Here is a 19,065-nt window from a genome sequence, read left to right as displayed (position 1 = left end):
GTCACGATGGTTCCCACGTCGCACCGCACCTCCGCACCCGACCCGACCCCCACGGGGCGACGGCCGGACGAGTCGATGACCCTGCTCACCTCGATGATGGAGCGCCCGCTCGACCCCGGGTATGCCGCCGCGGCCGAGCGGCGCGTCTCGGAGGGCCTCCCGCCCAGCACGGGCACCCGGACGCTGACCGTGGTCGTGGCGGCGACCGTGGTGGGCCTGCTCCTGGCGCTCGGCGCGGTGGCCCTGCGGGCCCCGTCGACCTCGGCCGCGAGGGCCAAGGCCCAGCTGGTCTCCCAGGTGGAGGCTCGCCGGACCGCCGTCGACCGCCAGGAGACTGCCCTGCGCAAGCTCCAGGTGCAGGTGGACGAGCTGCGCAGCCAGGCCCTCGGCCAGACGTCCAGCTCGCTGCAGAGCCGGCTCGCAGCCCTCGACCTGGCGTCGGGCGCCCAGGCGCTGCAGGGGAAGGGCATCGTGGTCGTCCTCGACAACGCCCCCGGGGCCGGCGACACCAGTGCCGACGGCAACCCGCGCACGTCGAGCGAGAACACCGACGGCATCCTCTACTCCAAGGACATGCAGGTCGTGGTCAACGGACTGTGGGAGGCGGGGGCGGAGGCGATCTCGGTCAACGAGCAGCGGCTCACCTCGCGATCGGCCATCCGCTTCGCCGGTGACGCCATCCTCGTCAACTACCGACCCCTCGCCCGTCCCTACACGATCACCGTGCTGGGCGACCCCGACGGGCTCCAGGTGGACTTCGCCGAGACGGCGGGGGGCGCCTACGCGCGCGCCCTCAAGGACAACTACGGCATCCGTGTTTCCATTGACGCCAAGGACGACCTCACGGTGCCTGCGGCCACCGCACTGACCGTGCGGGAGGCCACCGTGCCGGCACCGACCTCGAGCACCCCGACCTCCTCGAAACCCGGATCTGGCTCGGCGTCCTCGGGCTCGGCACCGTCGGGATCGAGCTCCAGGACCGACTCCCCAACGCCCACCTCGGAGAACACACCGTGATACCCCTGCTCGGCCTCGTCGGCGGCGTCCTCATCGGGCTCCTCTGGGGCCCCGACGTGCCCCTCGTGCTGCAGCCGTACCTGCCGATCGCCGTGATCGCGGCCCTCGATGCCGTGTTCGGGGCGGTGCGTGCGGTCCTGGACGGGATCTTCAACGACAAGGTGTTCGTCGTCTCGTTCCTCGCGAACGTCGTCGTCGCCGCCTTCATCGTCTTCCTCGGTGACCAGCTCGGTGTCGGCTCGCAGCTGTCCACCGGCGTCGTCGTCGTCCTCGGCGTGCGCATCTTCTCCAACGTCGCCTCGATCCGCCGACACCTGTTCAAGGCATGACGACGACGCCACCGTCCTCCCCGCCCACGTCCAGCGCGTGGGTCACGCTGCTGCGCATGGCACGCCCGCGCGCCACCCGTGCGAACGCCTTCGCCGCCCTCCTCGCCATCGCGCTCGGCTTCGCCATCGCCACCCAGGTGCAGCAGACCAACCAGAGCGGGCTGGAGCAGCTGCGCGAGGACGAGCTGGTCCGGATCCTCGACGACGTGAGCCAGGCGCAGGGGCGGTTGGCCAGCGACACCCGCGAGCTCGAGAGCAGCCGTGACGCCCTCCTGTCCGGTGTCGACTCCAGCGCCGAGGCGCTGAAGTCCGCCCAGGAGCGCCTCGACACCCTTGGCATCCTCACCGGCACCGCCCCGGCGACCGGGCGCGGCGTCGTCATCACGATCAACGACCCCGACCGGAAGATCAGCGCGGCCAGGCTGCTCGACGCGTTGCAGGAGCTACGGGACGCCGGCGCCGAGGCCGTGCAGATCGGCGACGTCCGCATCGTCGCGAGCACGTGGTTCGCGGACGCCGACGGCGGCGTGGAGATCAGCGGCACGCGGGTGGACCCGCCCTACTCGATCAAGGCCATCGGCGACCCGGCCACCATGGCCTCAGCCATGGACATCCCCGGCGGCGTGACGGAGTCGGTCCGCAAGGACGGGGCCACCTCGACCGTGCGCCAGGCCGACTCGATCGAGGTCACTGCATTGCACTCCCTTCAGGACCCTCGTTACGCTCGGCCCGTCCCGACGCCGTCCAAGTAGGCCGCCCGCAGCCAGGACGCACCGCGACCCACCCCGCCCCACCACGTCCGACCCCCGTCGGACACACTGGCGGCCAACAGCGTTCCGTCACACCGTCAGTCACGCGCCAGAGGAGCAGCATGAGCGAGCTGGAGTACCCCCAGGACCTTCGTTACACCGCCGAGCACGAGTGGGTGCGCTCCGGCGACGACGGCACCGTGCGCATCGGGATCACCTCCTTCGCCCAGGACGCCCTCGGTGACGTCGTCTACGTCAGCCTCCCGACCGTCGGCGACACCGTCGCGACCGGCGACGCCTGCGGCGAGGTCGAGTCGACCAAGTCGGTCAGCGACCTGTACGCCCCGCTCGCCGGTGAGATCACCGCGGTCAACGAGGCGCTCGACGGCACCCCGGAGCTCGTCAACACCGACCCCTACGGCGAGGGCTGGATGTACGAGCTCCGCCCCTCCGACGCCGCTGCCGTCGAGGCCCTCCTGGACCCCGCGGCATACCAGGGTCAGCTCGGCTGACCGACCGCCGGCACCCGGGCCGGATTTCGCTGCGCAGTGTCGGCGGCGTCACCTAGGGTGTGTGCTTTGCTAGAGGGGCTTGACGACAACAGAGGAGCGCAGCACCCATGAACGGCAGCGAGATGGACGAGCAGGCGTCGCACCCGCACGAGCCGACGACCATGCGTCTCCCCGGCATCTCGGGCCTCGAGCCGGTCGACACGTCGGCCGAGACCGAGGTCTCCCTCAGCAAGGCCGACCAGGCCACGGTCGACGCGCTGCGTCCCGGCACCGCCCTGCTCGTCGTCCTGCGCGGACCCAACACCGGTGCGCGGTTCCTCCTCGACGACGACGAGGTCAACTCCGGCCGTCACCCCGACAGCGACATCTTCCTCGACGACGTCACGGTGTCCCGCAAGCACGCGAACTTCCGTCGCGAGGGCGAGACCTTCGTCGTCCGCGACGTGGGTTCGCTCAACGGCACGTACGTCAACCGCGAGCGGATCGACGAGGCCACGCTGCAGACCGGCGACGAGGTCCAGATCGGCAAGTTCCGCCTGGTCTTCTACGCCGGCAGGGCCTGACGCAAGGCCCCTGGTGACCGCTCGCACACCACGGCAGTCGATGGCGATCGGGGCGGTGCTGGCTGCCCTGCGTGAGGACTTCCCGGACATCACCATCTCCAAGATCCGGTTCCTCGAGGCCGAGGGCCTCGTCACGCCCGCGCGCACGGGATCGGGCTACCGCACGTACTCCGCGGCCGACGTCGACCGGCTGCGCTACATCCTCACGGCGCAGCGCGACCACTTCTGGCCGCTCAAGGTCATCCGTGACGCCCTGGACGCGCTGGACCGTGGCCTCACGCCGGAGCGCGGCTCGTCCGCCGGTATGCCGCGGCCCTCGGTCCCTGCGCCGGTCACCGACCCGGACGTGCCCACGGCCGCTGCCCTGACCGAGGTGGGGTCGCTGCGGTTGACCCGCGACGAGCTCGGCTCCGCCGCCGGCCTGGACGCAGCCACGATCGACGCCCTCGAGACGTTCGGCCTCGTCCGCCCGGATGCTGCCGGGCACTACGGCGAAGCGGCCCTGGGCATCGCCCACGCGGCCGGCGCCCTCGCGGCCTACGGCGTCGAGCCCCGGCACCTCCGTCCGTTCCGCACGGCGGCGGACCGTGAGATCGGGCTGGTCCAGCAGGTCGTCACGCCCCACCGTGCCGCGTCCGGCAAGGGGGGTCGCGGCGGTGCCGCGGCCGACCCGACGGGGGAGGTGCTGCGGCTGTGCGTCGCCCTGCACACCGCCCTCGTGAAGGACGGACTGCAGCGCGGCTGAACCGGGGTACGGTGGAGCAGTGAAGGAGCTCGAGGTCCTCGGCGTCCGGGTGGAGATGCCCACCAACCACCCCATCGTCCTGCTGCGGGAACGCGACGGCGACCGCTACCTGCCGATCTGGATCGGCGCAGCGGAGGCGACGGCCATCGCGTACGCCCAGCAGGGGATCGAGCCGCCGCGCCCGCTGACCCACGACCTCATGAAGAACGTCATCGAGGGTCTGGGCCACAAGCTCACGGAGGTCCGCATCGTCGAGCTCAGGGACGGCGTCTTCCATGCCGCCCTGGTCCTCGACGGGACGACCGAGATCTCGTCGCGCTCCTCGGACGCCATCGCGCTGGCGCTGCGCACCGGCACGACCATCGTCGCGGGGGAGTCGCTCCTCGAGGAGGCGGGCGTCGCGATGACCGGCGAGGAGGACAAGGACGACGAGGTCGAGCGTTTTCGCGAGTTCCTCGACCACGTCTCGGCCGAGGACTTCGAGACCAAACCGGGCGAAACCGGCCCAGAAGCCTGAGCGGCCACGCTCAAACCCTCTATCTCAACTCAACATCGAGAGTCGACCCCGACGGCGCGACACGCCGAAACCCCGAGGTCGAGTGGTTGTTGACGTTGCAATCTGTGCGGCCGTACGGTCAGCCCAGACCCGCAAATGCAACCCATGTAGTTACACCCGTAGTTCGACCAGGAGGTGAGCGTCGTGAACACGAGCAGTGAGGCTGGCCACGGCCACACGAGTGTGCCGAGAGCGGCACAGGGGCTTTTGTTCACGGACGACCTGCCCGAGCTGAGCGAGGACATCGGCTACCGCGGTCCCACGGCCTGCAAGGCGGCCGGGATCACGTACCGCCAGCTCGACTACTGGGCCCGGACCGGCCTGGTCGAGCCCTCGGTCCGCGGCGCGACGGGTTCGGGCACGCAGCGGCTCTACGGCTTCCGCGACATCCTCGTCCTCAAGGTGGTCAAGCGACTGCTCGACACCGGGGTCTCCCTCCAGCAGATCCGGGTCGCCATCACCCACCTGCGCGAGCGTGGGGTCGAGGACCTGGCCCAGATCACCCTCATGAGTGACGGTGCGTCGGTCTACGAGTGCACCTCCGCCGACGAGGTCATCGACCTCGTCCAGGGTGGCCAGGGAGTCTTCGGCATCGCCGTCGGCCGCGTGTGGCGCGAGGTCGAGGGCGAGCTCGCCGAGCTGCCGAGCGAGCGCACCGACGAGGAGGCCCCGGCGGACCACCCCGGTGACGAGCTCCGCGTCCGTCGTCAGGCCCGCCTGGCCTGACCACGCCTGAACCACACTGCTGTCCTGCACGGGCCGCCGCTCCCTCGGGGACGGCGGCCCGTGCTGTAGATTGGGCGGTGCTGAACATCCCGTGCGGGAGAGTCCCCGCGTGAGCCGCGTGCGTTTCGACGCCGGGCCCACGGCGGGGCGCCGAAGGGGCAAACTCCCCGGAACCTCTCAGGCGCCAGGACTGCATGGGACAGGCACCTCTGGAGCGGCGAACCCGTGACAGATGGGGAGGCGATCCGAGCAGTCCGACGTTCAGGAGCCTCATGTCCGCCCAGCAGACCAGCACGCCCGCCGACGCCTCGACCGGAGCCGGTGCCGACGCCACCGCCGAGCAGCCGACCACCCGCCTGCCCGAGTTCGTCGGCCGCCACATCGGCCCGTCGGGGGACGACGTCTCCGCGATGCTCGCCGCCGTCGGCCACGACAGCCTCGAGTCCCTGGTGGACGCGGCCCTGCCCGGCGCGATCCGCAACGACACCCCCTTGCGGGTCGAGCCCAGCCCCTCGGAGTCCGCCGTCGTCGAGGAGCTGCGCGGCCTCGCCCGGCGCAACCACGTGATGACGTCGATGATCGGCCTGGGTTACTACGGCACCATCACCCCGGCCGTGATCCAGCGCAACGTGCTCGAGAACCCGGCCTGGTACACCGCCTACACGCCGTACCAGCCGGAGATCTCGCAGGGCCGCCTCGAGGCCCTCATCAACTTCCAGACCGTGGTCAGCGACCTCACCGGTCTCTCCACGTCCGGTGCGTCCCTGCTCGACGAGAGCACGGCCGCTGCCGAGGCGATGACGCTGATGCGGCGCTCGAGCAAGGCCGGCGCCGACGCCGTCCTCGTCGTCGACCGTCACCTCTTCCCGCAGACCCTGGCCGTCATGCGGACCCGGGCGCTGCCCCTCGGCATCGGTGTCGTGGAGGCCGACCTGGACGAGGTCGCCTCGGTGGAGGCCCTGACGGCCGCCGCCGGCGGGGCCCCCGTGTTCGGCGTGATGGTGCAGTACCCCGGCGCCGACGGTGAGGTCCGCGACTGGAGCGCCCTCACGGCGGCTGCCCATGAGGCCGGCGCGCTCGTGACGGCCGCCGCGGACCTGCTCGCGCTCACCCTGGCCACGGCGCCGGCGGAGTGGGGCGCCGACGTGGCGGTGGGCACGACCCAGCGCTTCGGGGTGCCGATGGGCTTCGGCGGCCCCCACGCCGGCTACATGAGCGTCCGCGCCGGCCTCGAGCGGTCGCTGCCCGGCCGCCTCGTCGGCGTGAGCGTCGACACGGAGGGGGCCCCGGCATACCGGCTCGCGCTCCAGACCCGTGAGCAGCACATCCGTCGCGAGAAGGCGACCTCCAACATCTGCACCGCCCAGGTGCTGCTGGCCGTGATGGCCTCGATGTATGCCGTCTACCACGGACCCGACGGCCTCACGGCGATCGCCAAGCGCGTCCACGGCCACGCCCGCGCACTCGTCGAGGGCCTGCAGGCGAGCGGGGTGGAGGTCCTCACGACCCATTACTTCGACACGGTGACCGTCTCGGTCCCGGGGCGCGCCGACGAGGTCGTCAGTGAGGCGGCCCACCGCGGCGTCAACGTGTGGCGCGTCGACGCGGACCGCGTGTCGGTCAGCGTCGACGAGACCACGGACCTGCGCAACCTCGACGCGGTGTGGTCGGCGTTCGGCGCCACCGGCACCACGTCGGTCCCGCTCGACGGCGTCCGGTGGCCGACCGAGCTCGTGCGCACCAGTGAGTACCTCACGCACCCGGTGTTCCACAGCCACCGCAGCGAGACCTCCATGCTGCGCTACCTGCGGCGCCTGTCCGACCGCGACTTCGCCCTCGACCGCGGCATGATCCCGCTGGGCTCCTGCACCATGAAGCTCAACGCGACGACCGAGATGGTGGCGGTGACCTGGCCGGAGTTCGCGCACCTGCACCCGTTCGCCCCGGCCCACCAGACCGAGGGCATCCGCTCGCTCATCAGCGACCTCTCGGCGTGGTTGTGCGAGATCACCGGGTATGACGCGGTGTCGCTCCAGCCGAACGCCGGCTCGCAGGGTGAGTTCGCCGGGCTCCTTGCGATCCACGCGTACCACGAGGCCAACGGCCAGTCGCAGCGCCGGATCTGCCTCATCCCGGCCAGCGCCCACGGCACCAACGCCGCCAGCGCCGTCATGGCCGGCATGAAGGTCGTCGTCGTGAAGACCGCCCCCGGCGGCGACGTCGACATGGACGACCTGCGCGCCAAGGTCGACCAGCACCGGGACGACCTCGCGGCCATCATGGTGACCTACCCGTCGACGCACGGCGTCTTCGAGGACACCATCACCGAGCTGTGCGGCCTGGTCCATGACGCCGGTGGTCAGGTGTACGTCGACGGGGCGAACCTCAACGCCCTCGTCGGCCTCGCCCGACCGGGCAAGTTCGGGGCGGACGTCTCGCACCTCAACCTGCACAAGACGTTCTGCATCCCCCACGGTGGTGGCGGCCCGGGCGTCGGTCCGGTGGCGGTGCGCGCGCACCTCGCGCCGCACCTGCCCAACCACCCGCTCTCGGCCGAGGCCGGTCCGGCGACGGGGGTCGGCCCGATCTCGGCGGCACCGTTCGGTTCGGCGAGCATCCTGCCGATCTCGTGGGCGTACGTCCGCCTCATGGGTGGTGCCGGCCTGACCCGCGCGACCCAGGTGGCGATCCTCAACGCCAACTACATCGCGACCCGGCTGCGCGAGCACTACCCGGTGCTCTACTCCGGTCACGACGGCATCGTGGCCCACGAGTGCATCCTCGACCTGCGGGACCTCACCAAGCGCAGCGGCGTCACCGTCGACGACGTGGCCAAGCGGCTCATCGACTACGGGTTCCACGCGCCCACCATGTCGTTCCCGGTCGCCGGGACGCTGATGGTCGAGCCGACCGAGAGCGAGGACCGTGGCGAGATCGACCGGTTCTGCGACGCGATGATCGCGATCCGTCACGAGATCGCCGCGGTGGAGGCCGGAGAGGTGGCTGTCGTCGACAGCATGCTGCGCAACGCCCCGCACACCGCCAAGGCACTCGCCGGCAAGTGGGAGTACCCGTACGAGCGGTCCGACGCAGCCTTCCCGGTGGGAGTCCACGCGCCCGACAAGTACTGGCCGCCGGTGGCCCGCATCGACGGCGCCTACGGCGACCGCAACCTCGTCTGCAGCTGCCCGCCGCCCGAGGCGTTCGAGAGCTGACCGGCGCCCTGCGGTGCGCGAGGACAACCGCGCGCACCGCAGGACGACGCGGCTGCAGGACGACCCGGCTGCAGGACGAGTCGGCGCAGGCCGACGCCACGGGACGGGACGGCCCCGCGGACGGCTCAGGCGGCGGGGGCCGCGTCGTTGGCGACGCCGGTGCGCACGGTCGAGCCGCGCTCGGTCTTGATGACGACGACCTGGCTCGAGATGCGGGTGCGCAGCTCGGCGACGTGGCTGACGACGCCCACGGCGCGTCCGCCCTCCCGCAGGTCGTCGAGCACGGCCATCACCTGCTCGAGGCTCGCGTCGTCGAGCGTGCCGAATCCCTCGTCGACGAACAGCGTCTGCAGGTCGAAGCCCCCGGACTCCTCCCGCACCGCATCGGCGAGCCCGAGGGCCAGCGCCAGCGACGCCATGAACGACTCGCCCCCGGACAACGAGCTGGTGTCGCGAGCCTGACCGGTCCAGAGGTCGAGCACCTCGAGGCCGAGGCCGCTGCGGGCACCGCGGGCGGCGAGACCGTCGGTGTGGCGCAGCTGGTAGCGACCCTCGCCCATGGTCGCGAGCCGCTCGTTGGCCAGCGCGGCGACCTTCTCCAGTCGCGCAGCGAGCACGAAGGCCGACAGCCGCATCCGCAGCGAGTTGGACGTCGAGGTGCCGGCGACGGCGTCGGCGACCTCGCGCAGCACCTCGTGCCGGGACGCAGCCTCGGTCAGCGCCAGGCCGCGTTCGGCGACGTTCGAGCGGACGCGCTCGACGCCTGCCAGCGTGCGCCGCACCAGCGTGTCGGTGCCCAGGGCCGCCGTGTAGGCCTGGCGTGCCAGCTCCGCCGCGGTGCCCAGGGACTCGAGATCGGGGGCGTCGCCGGCGAGGGCTGCGGCGACGTCGGGGTCGTCCAGCACCGTGGTCGCCTGGACCAGGGACTGGCTGTGGGCCGCGATCCGCGACTGGAGGGAGGCGATGTCGTCCGCGGGCAGGGCCGAGGCCCGCGCCTCGTCGGCAGCGGTGAACCCGGACTCGGCCAGGGCCACCGTCGTGGCCTCCACGACGGTGGCCGCCGCTGCCCGCGAGCTCGCCAGGACCAGGGTGGCGTCGGCGTGGTCGGCGAGCGCCCGTGCCGCGGCATCGTGACGCCGCCGCAGTGGGGCGAGGGTGGCCAGGAGGTCCTCGACGCCTTCGAGCACGGTGTCCGGCACCGCGGTGTCCGGCGCTGCAGGGTCAGGCGCTGCAGGGTCAGGCTGAGCCGGTCCGGGACCGGCGGTGCACGGGCAGGCGGCAGCGTGCCGCGTGACCGCGTGACGAACCGCCAGGGCGTCGGCGGCCAGGTCGCTCTCGAGCGCGGACAAGGTCGTGAGCGCGGCGGTCAGCCCGTCGCGCAGGTCTGCGGCCTGCTCGGCCAACGTCGCGATCTCGACTTCGGTCGACTCCACGAGGGCCTTGGCCCGGTCGAGCGCGGCGGCCCGCCGGACCACGGCGGCGTGCTCGGCCCTGGCCTGCTCGACCGCCTCCGCCAGGGCGGCGGCGTCGCGGTCCTCGTCGCCGAGCTGGCTCTGGCGCTCGGTGAGTGCCGACTCGATCGACGCCACCACGGCCTGCGCCTCGGAGAGCCGTGCTGCCGCCAGCTGCCAGGCCTGCTCGGCTGCCTCGACGTCGTCCGCCGACACCGCACCCTCGCCGGTGGCAGGCGTCGGATGCTCCGCGGACCCACACACCGGGCACGGCTGTCCCTCGTCGAGCCGGGCGGCGAGCTCGGCCGCCATCCCGTCGAGGCGGGCCTGGCGCAGGTCCTGATAGGTGTCGCGCAGGTCCTGCGCGGTGGTCCGGTGTCCGTCGCAGGTGGCTCGGGCCGTGACCAGGTCGGCCCGACCGGCGTCCAGGGCCATCCGGGTGCGGTGCAGGACGCCGAGGTCCTTGACGAGCGCAGCCGCCGCATCGACCGCTCCCGCCGCCTGGGTGGACTCGGCGAGCTGGCGCTGGGCCGCCAGGGCGGCGTCCCGCCGTGCGACCACCCGAGCCTCCAGCTGGTCGCGGGCGACCTCGGCCTGACGGGTCTGCGCGAGGAGGGTCGTGTGCTGCTGTGTCCGCTCCCGCCAGGAGCGGCCGTGGCGTTCGGCGTCGTCGAGGGTCGAGGTGGCGGCGGTGACTCGGTCCGCGGCCTCCGCGAGGGTGTCGCCGGTCACCCCGAGGGCACTGGCTGCGGGGGTGGTGACGGCCAGCCGCTCCTCGGCTCGGGCGACGGTGTCCTGGGCGCGGGTGAGGGCCGCGAGGTCCCCGGACACCGAGCGCGCCCGGAGCGCCGCATCGACCCGCAGCGCCGCGGAGTCGACGGCCGGCTGCTGGGCGGTGAGCCGCTCCACGGCCTGGGCGGCCTGGCGTCCACGGTCCCGGCGGGCACTGACCTCGCGTGCGCCGTGCAAGGCGTTGGCGGCCAGGGTGTCGGCGGACCGGGCGGTGTCGACGGCTGCCAGGGCCTGGACGGAGGCCGTCCCGAGCGCGGTGATCACGGCGTCGAGGGCCGCGGGCAGCTCGTCGAGCGCCAGCGCGGACCAGTCCGTGGGCACCTCGGAGTCCACGTCAGGGTTGGCGGCCTCGACGTGGCCCAGGGCCTCGGCCACGAGCCCGGGCGGAGCATCGGCGAGCACGTCCGCGAGCACGGCCAGGTCGGAGCGCAGGGCGCTGTGGTGGGCCTCGACGGCAGCAGCCGAATCCTTGCGCTGCGTCGCGAACCACTCCTCGATGCCGGCGTACGTGGACACGTCGAAGAGCTTCTCGAGCAGACCGCGTCGCTCCTCCGGAGTGGCCCGCAGGAAGGCGGCGAAGTCGCCCTGGGGGAGCAGGACCACCTTGTTGAACTGCTCGAGCCCCATGCCCAGGACGTCCTTGACGACGTCGGCGATCTCGTCGTGCCGGGTGCTCAGGGCTTCCCAGCCGCCGTCGCGTTGCTCCCACAGGACGGCCTTGGCCTGGACTCTCGTCTCGCCGGTGCCGCGGGACTTCGGCCGGGAGAACTCGGGCGAGCGCTCCAGCCGGAACCGTCGTCCGACCGCGGTGAACTCGAGCGTCACCTGCGGGACGGCCCCGCGGTCGGCGTGGTCGCTGTGCAGGCCCTTCTTCGATCGCGAGCCGGGCACGTCGGCATACAGGGCGAACGCGATGGCGTCGAGCAGGCTGGTCTTGCCCGCCCCGGTGGCCCCGCGGATGAGGAAGAGGCCACCGGCCGCGACCTCGTCGAGGTCGACCTCCACGCTGCCGGCGAACGGGCCGAATGCCGTGACCGACAGGTGGTGCAGCCTCATGCCGCGCCCACCCGTCGACGGGCCGGGGACAGCTGGCCCTCGTCGTCGCGCCCGGCGCGTCCCGTGCGAACGGCCTCGACGGCGGCGGCGAGCACCTCGCGCTCGGCGACGGTGGGGGCCTGCCCGCCGCGGACGTGGTCGAGGAAGCTGCAGCAGACGTCGAGCGGCTGCTGCTGCGTCGCGCGCTGGGCGTAGGAACGCACCGGCACCGGCGCTCCCTGCGGGTCGAACTGCAGCACCAGCGTGTGGGGGAACCGGCGCCGAAGCTGTTCCATCGCGGCAGGCGGGCGCACCGCGTCGGTCAGGGTGACCTGGCACCACGCCCGCTCGGCCGCGGCGTGGCGCGGGTCGGCGAGCAGGTACTCGAGGTCGCCACGGAGGACGGCGAGCGGGCGGGCCACGGGTGCGTCGATCGGCTCCACGTGCACGCCGGCGTCATCGAGGTCGACGAGCCACGACCCCTTGGTCTGGCGGTGCTCGCTGAAGGACAGGGCCACCGGCGACCCGCTGTAGCGCACGGATTCGCTGACCTGCTGCCGACCGTGCAGGTGCCCGAGGGCGACGTAGTCGTGTCCGGCGAAGGTGCGTGGGTGGACCGCGCCGACCCCGCCGACCGAGATGTCGCGCTCGGAGTCGCTCGTCGCCCCTCCGTTGACGAAGGCGTGGCCCATGACCACCGAACGCCCACCGCGCGAGACCCGGTCGGCGTTGACCCTGGCCATCGCCGCCCCCAGGACCCCCGCGTGCGTGCGCTCGGTGGTGCCGAGGGGGCCGGCCGCGACGACGGGCTCGAGGTAGGGGAGCGGGTGGACGGCCACGTCGCCGACCATCACCGGCGTGCCGATGGAGTCCAGTGACGAACGGATGTGCAGGCCGGTCCTGGCCAGCAGGTCGCTGGCGAACCCGAGCCGGATCGCCGAGTCGTGGTTGCCGCTGGACAGCACGACGACCGTCCCCTCGCCGACGAGGCGGGTCACCGTCTCGCTGAGCAGCTGCACGGTGTCGGGGGAGGGCATCGCCCGGTCGTAGACGTCTCCGGAGACGAGCACCGCGTCCACCGACTCGCTGCGCACCGTCTCCACGAGGTGGTCGAGGTACTGCGCCTGGGCGTCGAGCAGCCCCACCTGGTGGAACGAGCGTCCCAGGTGCCAGTCGGAGGTGTGGAGCAAGCGCACCCCTGCAGGCTACGAGCGGGCGGTGACAGCCGTTGGCAGGCGCGCCCTGCGCATGGTTAGGTCATCACGGCGTCATGTCCGCACGGCGCCGGTCCGCACACGAGGTGGCCCACCGGCATACCGGACGCACCGTCAAGGAGGTCCCCCGTGGGGGAGGAAGTCACCGCGCAGAGCTACACGCGCGAGCAGCGTCAGCAGTACCGCGAGAAGGTGCGCCAGAACCTCGACGTCTTCGAACGCATGCTGGCCCAGAGCGTCTTCGAGTTCGACCGGCCGATGACCGGCATGGAGATCGAGCTCAACCTCGTCGACGACGCCTACCAACCCAAGTTCGCCAACGCGGAGGTGCTCGAGGCGATCGCCGACCCGGGTTACCAGACCGAGCTGGCGCAGTACAACATCGAGCTCAACGTCCCGCCCCGCCCGCTGCCGGGTGACTCGGCGATCGAGCTCGAGGAGGAGATGCGGACCTCGCTGAACGCCGCCAGCGCGGCGGCCGACAAGCGCGGTGCCCACATCGTCGCCGTGGGCATCCTGCCGACGATCATGCCGCAGCACTTCGAGGGCGAGTGGATCAGCGCCAACAACCGCTACACGGCCCTCAACGACTCGATCTTCTACGCCCGTGGCGAGGACATCTACCTCGACATCGAGGGCCCGACGGGGGAGCGGGTGGCCACCTACTGCAACTCGATCGCCCCGGAGTCGGCCTGCACGAGCGTGCAGCTCCACCTCCAGGTCGCCCCCCAGGACTTCGCCGCGCACTGGAACGCCGCGCAGGCGCTCGTGGCCCCGCAGATCGCGCTGGCGGCGAACTCGCCCTTCTTCTTCGGCCAGCGGCTGCACGCCGAGACGCGCATCGAGCTGTTCAGCCAGGCCACCGACACGCGCAGCATCGAGCTGAAGAACCAGGGCGTCCGCCCGCGTGTCTTCTTCGGTGAGCGGTGGATCACCTCGATCTTCGACCTGTTCGAGGAGAACGTGCGCTACTTCCCGGCGCTGCTGGCCGAGGTCAGCGACGAGGACCCCGTGGCCAAGCTCGCCGCGGGCGAGGCCCCGGCGCTGTCGGAGCTGCGGCTGCACAACGGCACCGTCTACCGTTGGAACCGCCCCATCTACGACATCGTCGAGGGCACCCCGCACCTGCGGGTGGAGAACCGCGTCCTGCCCGCCGGCCCGACCCTGGTCGACGTCATGGCCAACGCCGCCTTCTACTACGGCGTCATCCGCAAGCTCGCCTCCGACGACCGGCCGATCTGGAGCAAGATGAGCTTCGCCGCGGCGGAGCAGAACTTCCACAACGCGGCCCGCGACGGCATCGAGTCCCGCCTGTACTGGCCGGGGTTCGGCGAGGTGCGGGCCGAGGAGCTCGTGCTGCGCCACCTGCTGCCGATGGCCCACGAGGGCCTGGCGGACTGGGGGGTGTCGGCGGCGGTGCGTGACCGGTTCCTGTCGGTGATCGAGGGCCGGGCGACGACCAGCACCAACGGCGCCACCTGGCAGACCGACGCCGTGGCCAGGTTCGAGGCGTCGGGCCTGGACCGGCAGAGCGCCCTCGCGAAGATGCTCGAGCACTACGTCGCCAACATGCACAGCAACGAGCCGGTGCACACCTGGCCGCTGCCCTGACGTCGACTCCTCGCTGCGTGACCGGCCGCCCTGCCGGTATGCCGTGGGGCCGGCTTTGCGGGAACGGCAACATCGCTTGCCCGCCGCTGAGCCGCTGCGGCACGCTGCGGACATGACGACGCCCGCTGCGCACGACCCGCTGACCGCCCACGACGACGAGCACGACCACGGCCACGGCCACCATGTTCAGGGGGGCCACCAGGCTCACGGACCGGAGCACTCCCACCCGGACGGCATGCCCCGCGGGCTGGGGCCGGGCGACGACGACTGGGACGAGCGCTACGCCGCGTCCGAGCAGATTTGGAGCGGGCAGCCGAACGGGTCGCTCGTGGCGCAGGTGGCCCACCTCGAGCCTGGCCGCGCGCTGGACGTCGGGTGCGGCGAGGGGGCGGACGCCGTGTGGCTGGCCCGGGCGGGTTGGCAGGTCACCGGGCTCGACGTGTCGTCGGTGGCCCTCGAGCGAGCTGAGCAGCACGCGGTCGACGCGGGGGTCGAGGTGCAGTGGGTGCACGACGGCTTCGTCGAGGCCGCGCTGCCCGTAGGGTCGTTCGACCTCGTCTCGGCGCAGTACCCGGTGCTCAAGCGGACGCCCGGGGGTGACGCCGAGCGCGCCCTGGCCGATGCCGTGGCGCCGGGTGGCACCCTCCTCGTGGTCCACCACTCGCCGGGCGACATGCACGAGGCGCGGTCGCACGGGTGGGACCCCGACGACTACGTGTTCCCCGGCGACGTGGCGCGGGTGCTGGGCGCCGACTGGGAGGTCGAGGTCGACGAGTCCAGGCCGCGGGAGGTGCCGCTCAGCGGAGGGGGCACGCACCATACGCAGGACGTGGTGCTGCGGGCTCGTCGCCGCGCCTGACGGCGCAGCCGGCCGGCGGCGACTGTCGGTGCAGCGACCTAGAGTGGCATCATTGACCTTGACGCCCTTGACGCTCGCCGGACTTGACGGAGGCCCCCACATGACGCCACGCACCCGCACCACGACCGCGGTCGACGCCCTCACCGAGGCGCTGCGGCAGCGGATCGAGGCGCGGTCGGAGGACCTGCGTGCCCAGGGCCGCACGCTCGACCTCGGTGACGTCGACGAGCTCGCCGAGCGGATGCTCGCGGCCCTGCCGACCGTGCACCCGCTCGACCAGCCGCTCGGGCCGTTCTACGACACGGCCGGCCTGATCGCGTGGCTCGGCATCTCGCGGCAGGCCCTGTTCGACCGGGTGCGTCGGGGCACGGTGCTGGCGTGCCGCACCGCCGACGGCCACCTCGTCTACCCCTCGTTGCAGTTCGGGCGCAACGGTGCGGTGCGGCCCGGCGTCGTCGAGGCGGTCGGCGCGTTCACGCGCAGGGGAGTGGACGGCTGGTCGGTCGGGGCCTGGCTGACCACGCCGACCCCGGTCTTCGACGGCCAGAGCGCGATCGACTACCTCGTCGTCCACCGGTCCTCCGCGTCGGCGGTGCGGCACGTGGCGGACCGCGCCACGGCCGATGCGGCCGCCTGGGCCGCATGAGCGACCGCGAGCGGGTTGCCCAGGGCCCGCCCAGGACCTCCCTCGACGGTTTCCCCACCCACCACGTCGACAGCGCGACCGACCTGTTCCGGGCGCACTCGGTCGACTTCGGCGCCTGGTGGTTCGGCAACGAGGGCGGCGGCCGGTTCGACCTCCCGTCGCCGCGCGGCACCTGCTACACCGCCCTCGATCCCGGCAGCGCGGTCCGCGAGCGGGTCGGTCCGGTGCTCGGCGGTGCCGTCACCGTGCCGGAGAGCCTGCTCGAGGACGTGGTGGTGTCACGCCTGCGCCTCCCCGACGACCGCGAGGTCGCCGACGTGCAGTCAGGTGCCGCAGGCGACTTCGGCGTCACCCGCGAGCTGGAGACGATGGTCCCGTATGCCGTGCCGCAGCTCTGGGCGCAGGCCCTGGACCGTGCCGGGCACGGCGGCGTGAGGTACGGGCCGCGGTTCACCCCGGGCCCCGCCAGCGCCGTGGCGCTGTTCGACGACGAGGGAGCCACGTCCTGGCCCGCCGACCTCGACCCTGTCCCTGCCGCCTCGGTCCCGGGAGCACCGAGGACGTGGTCCACGCCGCGCCGCGCCGACCTCACCGTCGTGCGGCCCCCGCGCACGCGGGTGCCCCGGAGCTGAGCTCAGGCCGGGTCGGAGGGACGCGCTGCAACCGCGGGTCCGTGGTTCCAGACGCGGATGGCGGGCTTCTCGCGCTCGTACTGCAGGACGCTCACCGAGCCCGCGTCCAGCAGCAGCTGGGCGCCCAGCCTGGGCTCCCTTCGCAGGAACACCGACGCCAGCACCCGCAGGCAGTGTCCGTGGCCGACCAGGGCCACGTCGCCGTGCGCCATGGCGGCGACCGCGCGCCGGACGACCCTCGAGGCCCGGGCGGCGACCTCCTCGACCGTCTCGCCGGGGGTGTCACCTGCCGGGACACCGTGCTCGAAGACCGTCCAGTCGTACCCCAGCTGCGCGCGGATCTCCGGGGTGGTCAGGCCCTCGTACGCGCCGTAGTCCCATTCCAGCAGGTTGTCGGTGATCTCGGGCTCGAGGCCGGCGAGCTCCGCGGTGCGACGGGCGCGCTGCAGGGGTGAGGACAGCACCAGGGCGAACTCGCGGCCCTCGAGGAGCTGCCCCGCGGCCCGGGCGAGCTCCTCGCCGTGCGGCGTCAGGGGGATGTCGGTGCGCCCGGTGTGCTGCCCCGACAGCGACCAGGCGGTCTCGCCGTGGCGCAGCAGGACGAGTCGTCCGGTGGGTGGGCTGGGCGGGTTCGGAACGCTGCTCGACACGTGGTCAGCATGACAGAGTGGTCGCATGCGCCTGACCTACCGGCTGCTCAACGTCTTCGCCCGGACGGCGGACCCGTTCTCGGGCAACCCGCTGTGCGTCGTCGAGGGAGCCCAGGACCTGACCGACGACCAGATGCAAGGACTGGCACGCCAGTTCAACCTCTCGGAGACGACCTTCCTCGTCCCTGCGGTGGACGGGGCCGACGCCGGGGTCCGCATCTTCACGCCGAACTACGAGATGGCGTTCGCGGGGCACCCCACCCTGGGGACGGCACACGTGGTGCGCGCGCTCGGACTGGGTGGCGACTCGTTGTCGCTCTCGATGCCTGCCGGAGTCATCCCCGTCAGCGCGGACGGTGACACGTGGACCCTGACGGCGAACCCCGGCGTCGTCCACGCGGACTACCAGCTCGACGAGATCGCGTCCTGCGTCGGGCTCGAGCCGGACGACCTCGTCGGCCCCGTGCAGCAGGTCAGCACCGGGAGTGCGCAGGTGATCGCCCAGGCCGCCTCCGTCGACGCGGTGCGCCGAGCGGTCGGCGACGCCGCGCTCATGCGTCAGTTCGCGGGCATGGGCACGCGAGGCGGGGAGACCCTCGTCTACCTGTGGTGCGAGACCGGCGAGGGGCAGGTCGAGGCGCGGGCCCTGTTCACCCAGGGCGCGGCGGCGATCGAGGACCCTGCCACCGGGTCCGCGTGCTCCAACCTCGGCGCGTGGCTGGCCGACAAGGGCCGCTCGGGGGAATGGGTCGTCAGCCAGGGGGCCCAGGTCGGCAGACCGTCCACCCTGCTGCTGTCCGTGCAGGACGGCGCGGTGCGCGTGGGCGGACTCGTCCACCCCCTCGGTGAGGGAGCGCTCGACCTGTGAGGGCGCGGCGGTGAACGACCCGGCGCCCCCCGTCCGGGGGGACGCCCTGCTGGGTGACCTCGTCGGCGTCGTGGCCGAGGACGTGCTGGACGCGGGCCAGCCTTCACCCCGCTGGGCGTGGCACCTCACGGACGCCGACACGGGTGCGGTGCTCGCCAGCGCCGACGCGGACCGGGTGCAACGGACGGCCAGCCTCGGCAAGATCCTGCTCCTGGTCGAGGTGGCGAGGCTGCTGGAGAACGGTTCGCTCGACGGCAGCCAGCAGCTCGTTCCCCGGACCGAGGACCTCGTGGCCGATTCAGGGCTCTGGCGCCACCTGGCCACCGCGTCGCTCGAGGTCCGTGACTGTGCTGCGCTTGTCGGCGCCTTCAGCGACAACCTCGCGACCAACGTCCTGCTCCACCGCGTCGGAGGGGCCCGGGCCGTCGCGGCGACGGCGGTGGACTGTGGTGTGGAGGCGGTGGCCCTGCACGGACCCGTGCTCGACGAACGCGGCCCGCACGACCCTCCGACGCTGTCGACCGCCACTGCCGCCGGGCTGGCGACGCTCGTGGCCCGCCTGCACCGCGGCGAGGTGGCCTCCCGGGCCGTGTCCGAACAGGTCGTCGCGTGGTTGTCGCTCAACGCCGACCTGTCCATGGTCGCAGGGGCGTTCGGCCTCGACCCGCTGTGCCATGACGAGCCAGACCGCGGCGTGCGCCTGTGGAACAAGACCGGGACCATTGCCGGCGTCCGGGGCGATGCCGGCGTGGCGACCGGTCCCGGAGGGTGCTTCGCCTACGCCGTCCTGGCGGAGTGGGACGACACCGGCTCACCCGCCGCCCGTGAGACCGCACTGACCGGTATGGCGCGGATCGGCGCGGTCCTGCGCCACCTGGTGGAAGGAGCCTGACGC

General features: G+C 72.6%; 18 protein-coding genes and 1 riboswitch. Of the genes, 15 read left to right on the top strand and 3 right to left on the bottom strand.

Annotation, left to right across the window (positions count from 1 at the left end):
- Window positions 1–6 precede the first annotated feature (6 nt).
- The 9 genes from ASC58_RS08985 (at window position 7) to gcvP (ending at window position 8,412) form a co-directional block, all read left to right on the top strand.
- A complete protein-coding gene (locus ASC58_RS08985; RefSeq protein ID WP_056919038.1) occupies window positions 7–1,017 on the top strand; it encodes a DUF881 domain-containing protein in 1,011 nt (336 codons plus the stop codon).
- Window positions 1,014–1,346 (top strand): small basic family protein, encoded by a 333-nt coding sequence (locus tag ASC58_RS08980; protein WP_056914474.1) that lies wholly within the window; start codon window positions 1,014–1,016, stop codon window positions 1,344–1,346. The genes ASC58_RS08985 and ASC58_RS08980 overlap by 4 nt, the downstream gene beginning before the upstream one ends.
- Window positions 1,347–1,402: 56 nt before the next feature.
- Complete coding sequence (locus ASC58_RS08975) at window positions 1,403–2,098, top strand: DUF881 domain-containing protein (protein ID WP_235529159.1); 696 nt, start codon at window positions 1,403–1,405, stop codon at window positions 2,096–2,098.
- A gap of 119 nt (window positions 2,099–2,217) precedes the next feature.
- Entirely contained in the window at window positions 2,218–2,607 is a 390-nt protein-coding gene (gene gcvH, locus ASC58_RS08970) for a glycine cleavage system protein GcvH (RefSeq protein WP_056914472.1), read from the top strand.
- A gap of 107 nt (window positions 2,608–2,714) precedes the next feature.
- Window positions 2,715–3,170 (top strand): FHA domain-containing protein, encoded by a 456-nt coding sequence (locus ASC58_RS08965; protein ID WP_056914471.1) that lies wholly within the window; start codon window positions 2,715–2,717, stop codon window positions 3,168–3,170.
- Between the two features lie 13 nt (window positions 3,171–3,183).
- Window positions 3,184–3,915 carry a MerR family transcriptional regulator gene (locus ASC58_RS08960; RefSeq protein WP_235529158.1) on the top strand — a complete coding sequence of 244 codons (732 nt, stop codon included), beginning with the start codon at window positions 3,184–3,186 and terminating at the stop codon, window positions 3,913–3,915.
- A 19-nt stretch (window positions 3,916–3,934) separates the two neighbouring features.
- Window positions 3,935–4,432 (top strand): bifunctional nuclease family protein, encoded by a 498-nt coding sequence (locus ASC58_RS08955; RefSeq protein WP_056914469.1) that lies wholly within the window; start codon window positions 3,935–3,937, stop codon window positions 4,430–4,432.
- Window positions 4,433–4,615: 183 nt separating this feature from the next.
- Window positions 4,616–5,197: a MerR family transcriptional regulator gene (locus tag ASC58_RS08950; protein WP_056917077.1), complete on the top strand. Its 582-nt coding sequence runs from the start codon at window positions 4,616–4,618 to the stop codon at window positions 5,195–5,197.
- 84 nt (window positions 5,198–5,281) lie between these two features.
- Window positions 5,282–5,400, top strand: a riboswitch (glycine riboswitch).
- Window positions 5,401–5,469: 69 nt separating this feature from the next.
- Entirely contained in the window at window positions 5,470–8,412 is a 2,943-nt protein-coding gene (gcvP, locus tag ASC58_RS08945) for an aminomethyl-transferring glycine dehydrogenase (RefSeq protein WP_082553104.1), read from the top strand.
- Between the two features lie 125 nt (window positions 8,413–8,537).
- On the opposite strand, the gene ASC58_RS08940 is transcribed toward gcvP, so the two are convergent.
- Together ASC58_RS08940 and ASC58_RS08935 are read right to left on the bottom strand one after the other, a co-directional pair.
- Window positions 8,538–11,711 carry an AAA family ATPase gene (locus ASC58_RS08940; RefSeq protein ID WP_056919036.1) on the bottom strand — a complete coding sequence of 1,058 codons (3,174 nt, stop codon included), beginning with the start codon at window positions 11,709–11,711 and terminating at the stop codon, window positions 8,538–8,540.
- Window positions 11,708–12,886, bottom strand: a complete 1,179-nt coding sequence (locus ASC58_RS08935; RefSeq protein WP_056919035.1) for an exonuclease SbcCD subunit D — start codon at window positions 12,884–12,886, stop codon at window positions 11,708–11,710. The genes ASC58_RS08940 and ASC58_RS08935 overlap by 4 nt, the downstream gene beginning before the upstream one ends.
- A 147-nt stretch (window positions 12,887–13,033) precedes the next feature.
- On the opposite strand from ASC58_RS08935, the gene ASC58_RS08930 reads away from it, so the two are divergent.
- The 4 genes from ASC58_RS08930 (at window position 13,034) to ASC58_RS08915 (ending at window position 16,652) form a co-directional block, all read left to right on the top strand.
- Window positions 13,034–14,515 carry a glutamate-cysteine ligase family protein gene (locus ASC58_RS08930; RefSeq protein WP_056919034.1) on the top strand — a complete coding sequence of 494 codons (1,482 nt, stop codon included), beginning with the start codon at window positions 13,034–13,036 and terminating at the stop codon, window positions 14,513–14,515.
- Window positions 14,516–14,627: 112 nt separating this feature from the next.
- Window positions 14,628–15,374 carry a bifunctional 2-polyprenyl-6-hydroxyphenol methylase/3-demethylubiquinol 3-O-methyltransferase UbiG gene (locus ASC58_RS08925; RefSeq protein WP_056919033.1) on the top strand — a complete coding sequence of 249 codons (747 nt, stop codon included), beginning with the start codon at window positions 14,628–14,630 and terminating at the stop codon, window positions 15,372–15,374.
- A 100-nt stretch (window positions 15,375–15,474) separates the two neighbouring features.
- Window positions 15,475–16,020: a hypothetical protein gene (locus ASC58_RS08920; protein WP_056914464.1), complete on the top strand. Its 546-nt coding sequence runs from the start codon at window positions 15,475–15,477 to the stop codon at window positions 16,018–16,020.
- On the top strand, window positions 16,017–16,652 hold the full coding sequence (locus ASC58_RS08915; protein ID WP_056914463.1) for an RES family NAD+ phosphorylase: 636 nt from the start codon (window positions 16,017–16,019) through the stop codon (window positions 16,650–16,652). Before ASC58_RS08920 ends, ASC58_RS08915 begins: the two co-directional genes overlap by 4 nt.
- 2 nt (window positions 16,653–16,654) lie before the next feature.
- On the opposite strand, the gene ASC58_RS08910 is transcribed toward ASC58_RS08915, so the two are convergent.
- Window positions 16,655–17,302: a histidine phosphatase family protein gene (locus ASC58_RS08910; RefSeq protein ID WP_369796216.1), complete on the bottom strand. Its 648-nt coding sequence runs from the start codon at window positions 17,300–17,302 to the stop codon at window positions 16,655–16,657.
- A 25-nt stretch (window positions 17,303–17,327) separates the two neighbouring features.
- On the opposite strand from ASC58_RS08910, the gene ASC58_RS08905 reads away from it, so the two are divergent.
- On the top strand, window positions 17,328–18,170 hold the full coding sequence (locus ASC58_RS08905; RefSeq protein WP_056919031.1) for a PhzF family phenazine biosynthesis protein: 843 nt from the start codon (window positions 17,328–17,330) through the stop codon (window positions 18,168–18,170).
- A 10-nt stretch (window positions 18,171–18,180) separates the two neighbouring features.
- A complete protein-coding gene (locus tag ASC58_RS08900; RefSeq protein ID WP_162246830.1) occupies window positions 18,181–19,062 on the top strand; it encodes a serine hydrolase in 882 nt (293 codons plus the stop codon).
- Window positions 19,063–19,065: the final 3 nt, after the last annotated feature.

The organism is Phycicoccus sp. Root101, from assembly GCF_001426245.1.
Taxonomy (GTDB): Bacteria; Actinomycetota; Actinomycetes; order Actinomycetales; family Dermatophilaceae; genus Pedococcus.
The sequence above is the reverse complement of the archived record's forward strand: the minus strand, read 5'-3'. Positions and strand labels throughout refer to the sequence as shown.

Excerpts from the sequence above, each read along its gene's own strand:
- ASC58_RS08985 (WP_056919038.1), top strand. The coding sequence starts at position 7 with ATGGTTCCCACGTCGCACCGCACCTCCGCACCCGACCCGACCCCCACG.
- ASC58_RS08975 (WP_235529159.1), top strand. The coding sequence starts at position 1,403 with ATGGCACGCCCGCGCGCCACCCGTGCGAACGCCTTCGCCGCCCTCCTC.
- gcvH (WP_056914472.1), top strand. The coding sequence starts at position 2,218 with ATGAGCGAGCTGGAGTACCCCCAGGACCTTCGTTACACCGCCGAGCAC.
- ASC58_RS08965 (WP_056914471.1), top strand. The coding sequence starts at position 2,715 with ATGAACGGCAGCGAGATGGACGAGCAGGCGTCGCACCCGCACGAGCCG.
- gcvP (WP_082553104.1), top strand. The coding sequence starts at position 5,470 with ATGTCCGCCCAGCAGACCAGCACGCCCGCCGACGCCTCGACCGGAGCC.
- ASC58_RS08940 (WP_056919036.1), bottom strand. The coding sequence starts at position 11,711 with ATGAGGCTGCACCACCTGTCGGTCACGGCATTCGGCCCGTTCGCCGGC.
- ASC58_RS08925 (WP_056919033.1), top strand. The coding sequence starts at position 14,628 with ATGACGACGCCCGCTGCGCACGACCCGCTGACCGCCCACGACGACGAG.
- ASC58_RS08920 (WP_056914464.1), top strand. The coding sequence starts at position 15,475 with ATGACGCCACGCACCCGCACCACGACCGCGGTCGACGCCCTCACCGAG.
- ASC58_RS08915 (WP_056914463.1), top strand. The coding sequence starts at position 16,017 with ATGAGCGACCGCGAGCGGGTTGCCCAGGGCCCGCCCAGGACCTCCCTC.
- ASC58_RS08905 (WP_056919031.1), top strand. The coding sequence starts at position 17,328 with ATGCGCCTGACCTACCGGCTGCTCAACGTCTTCGCCCGGACGGCGGAC.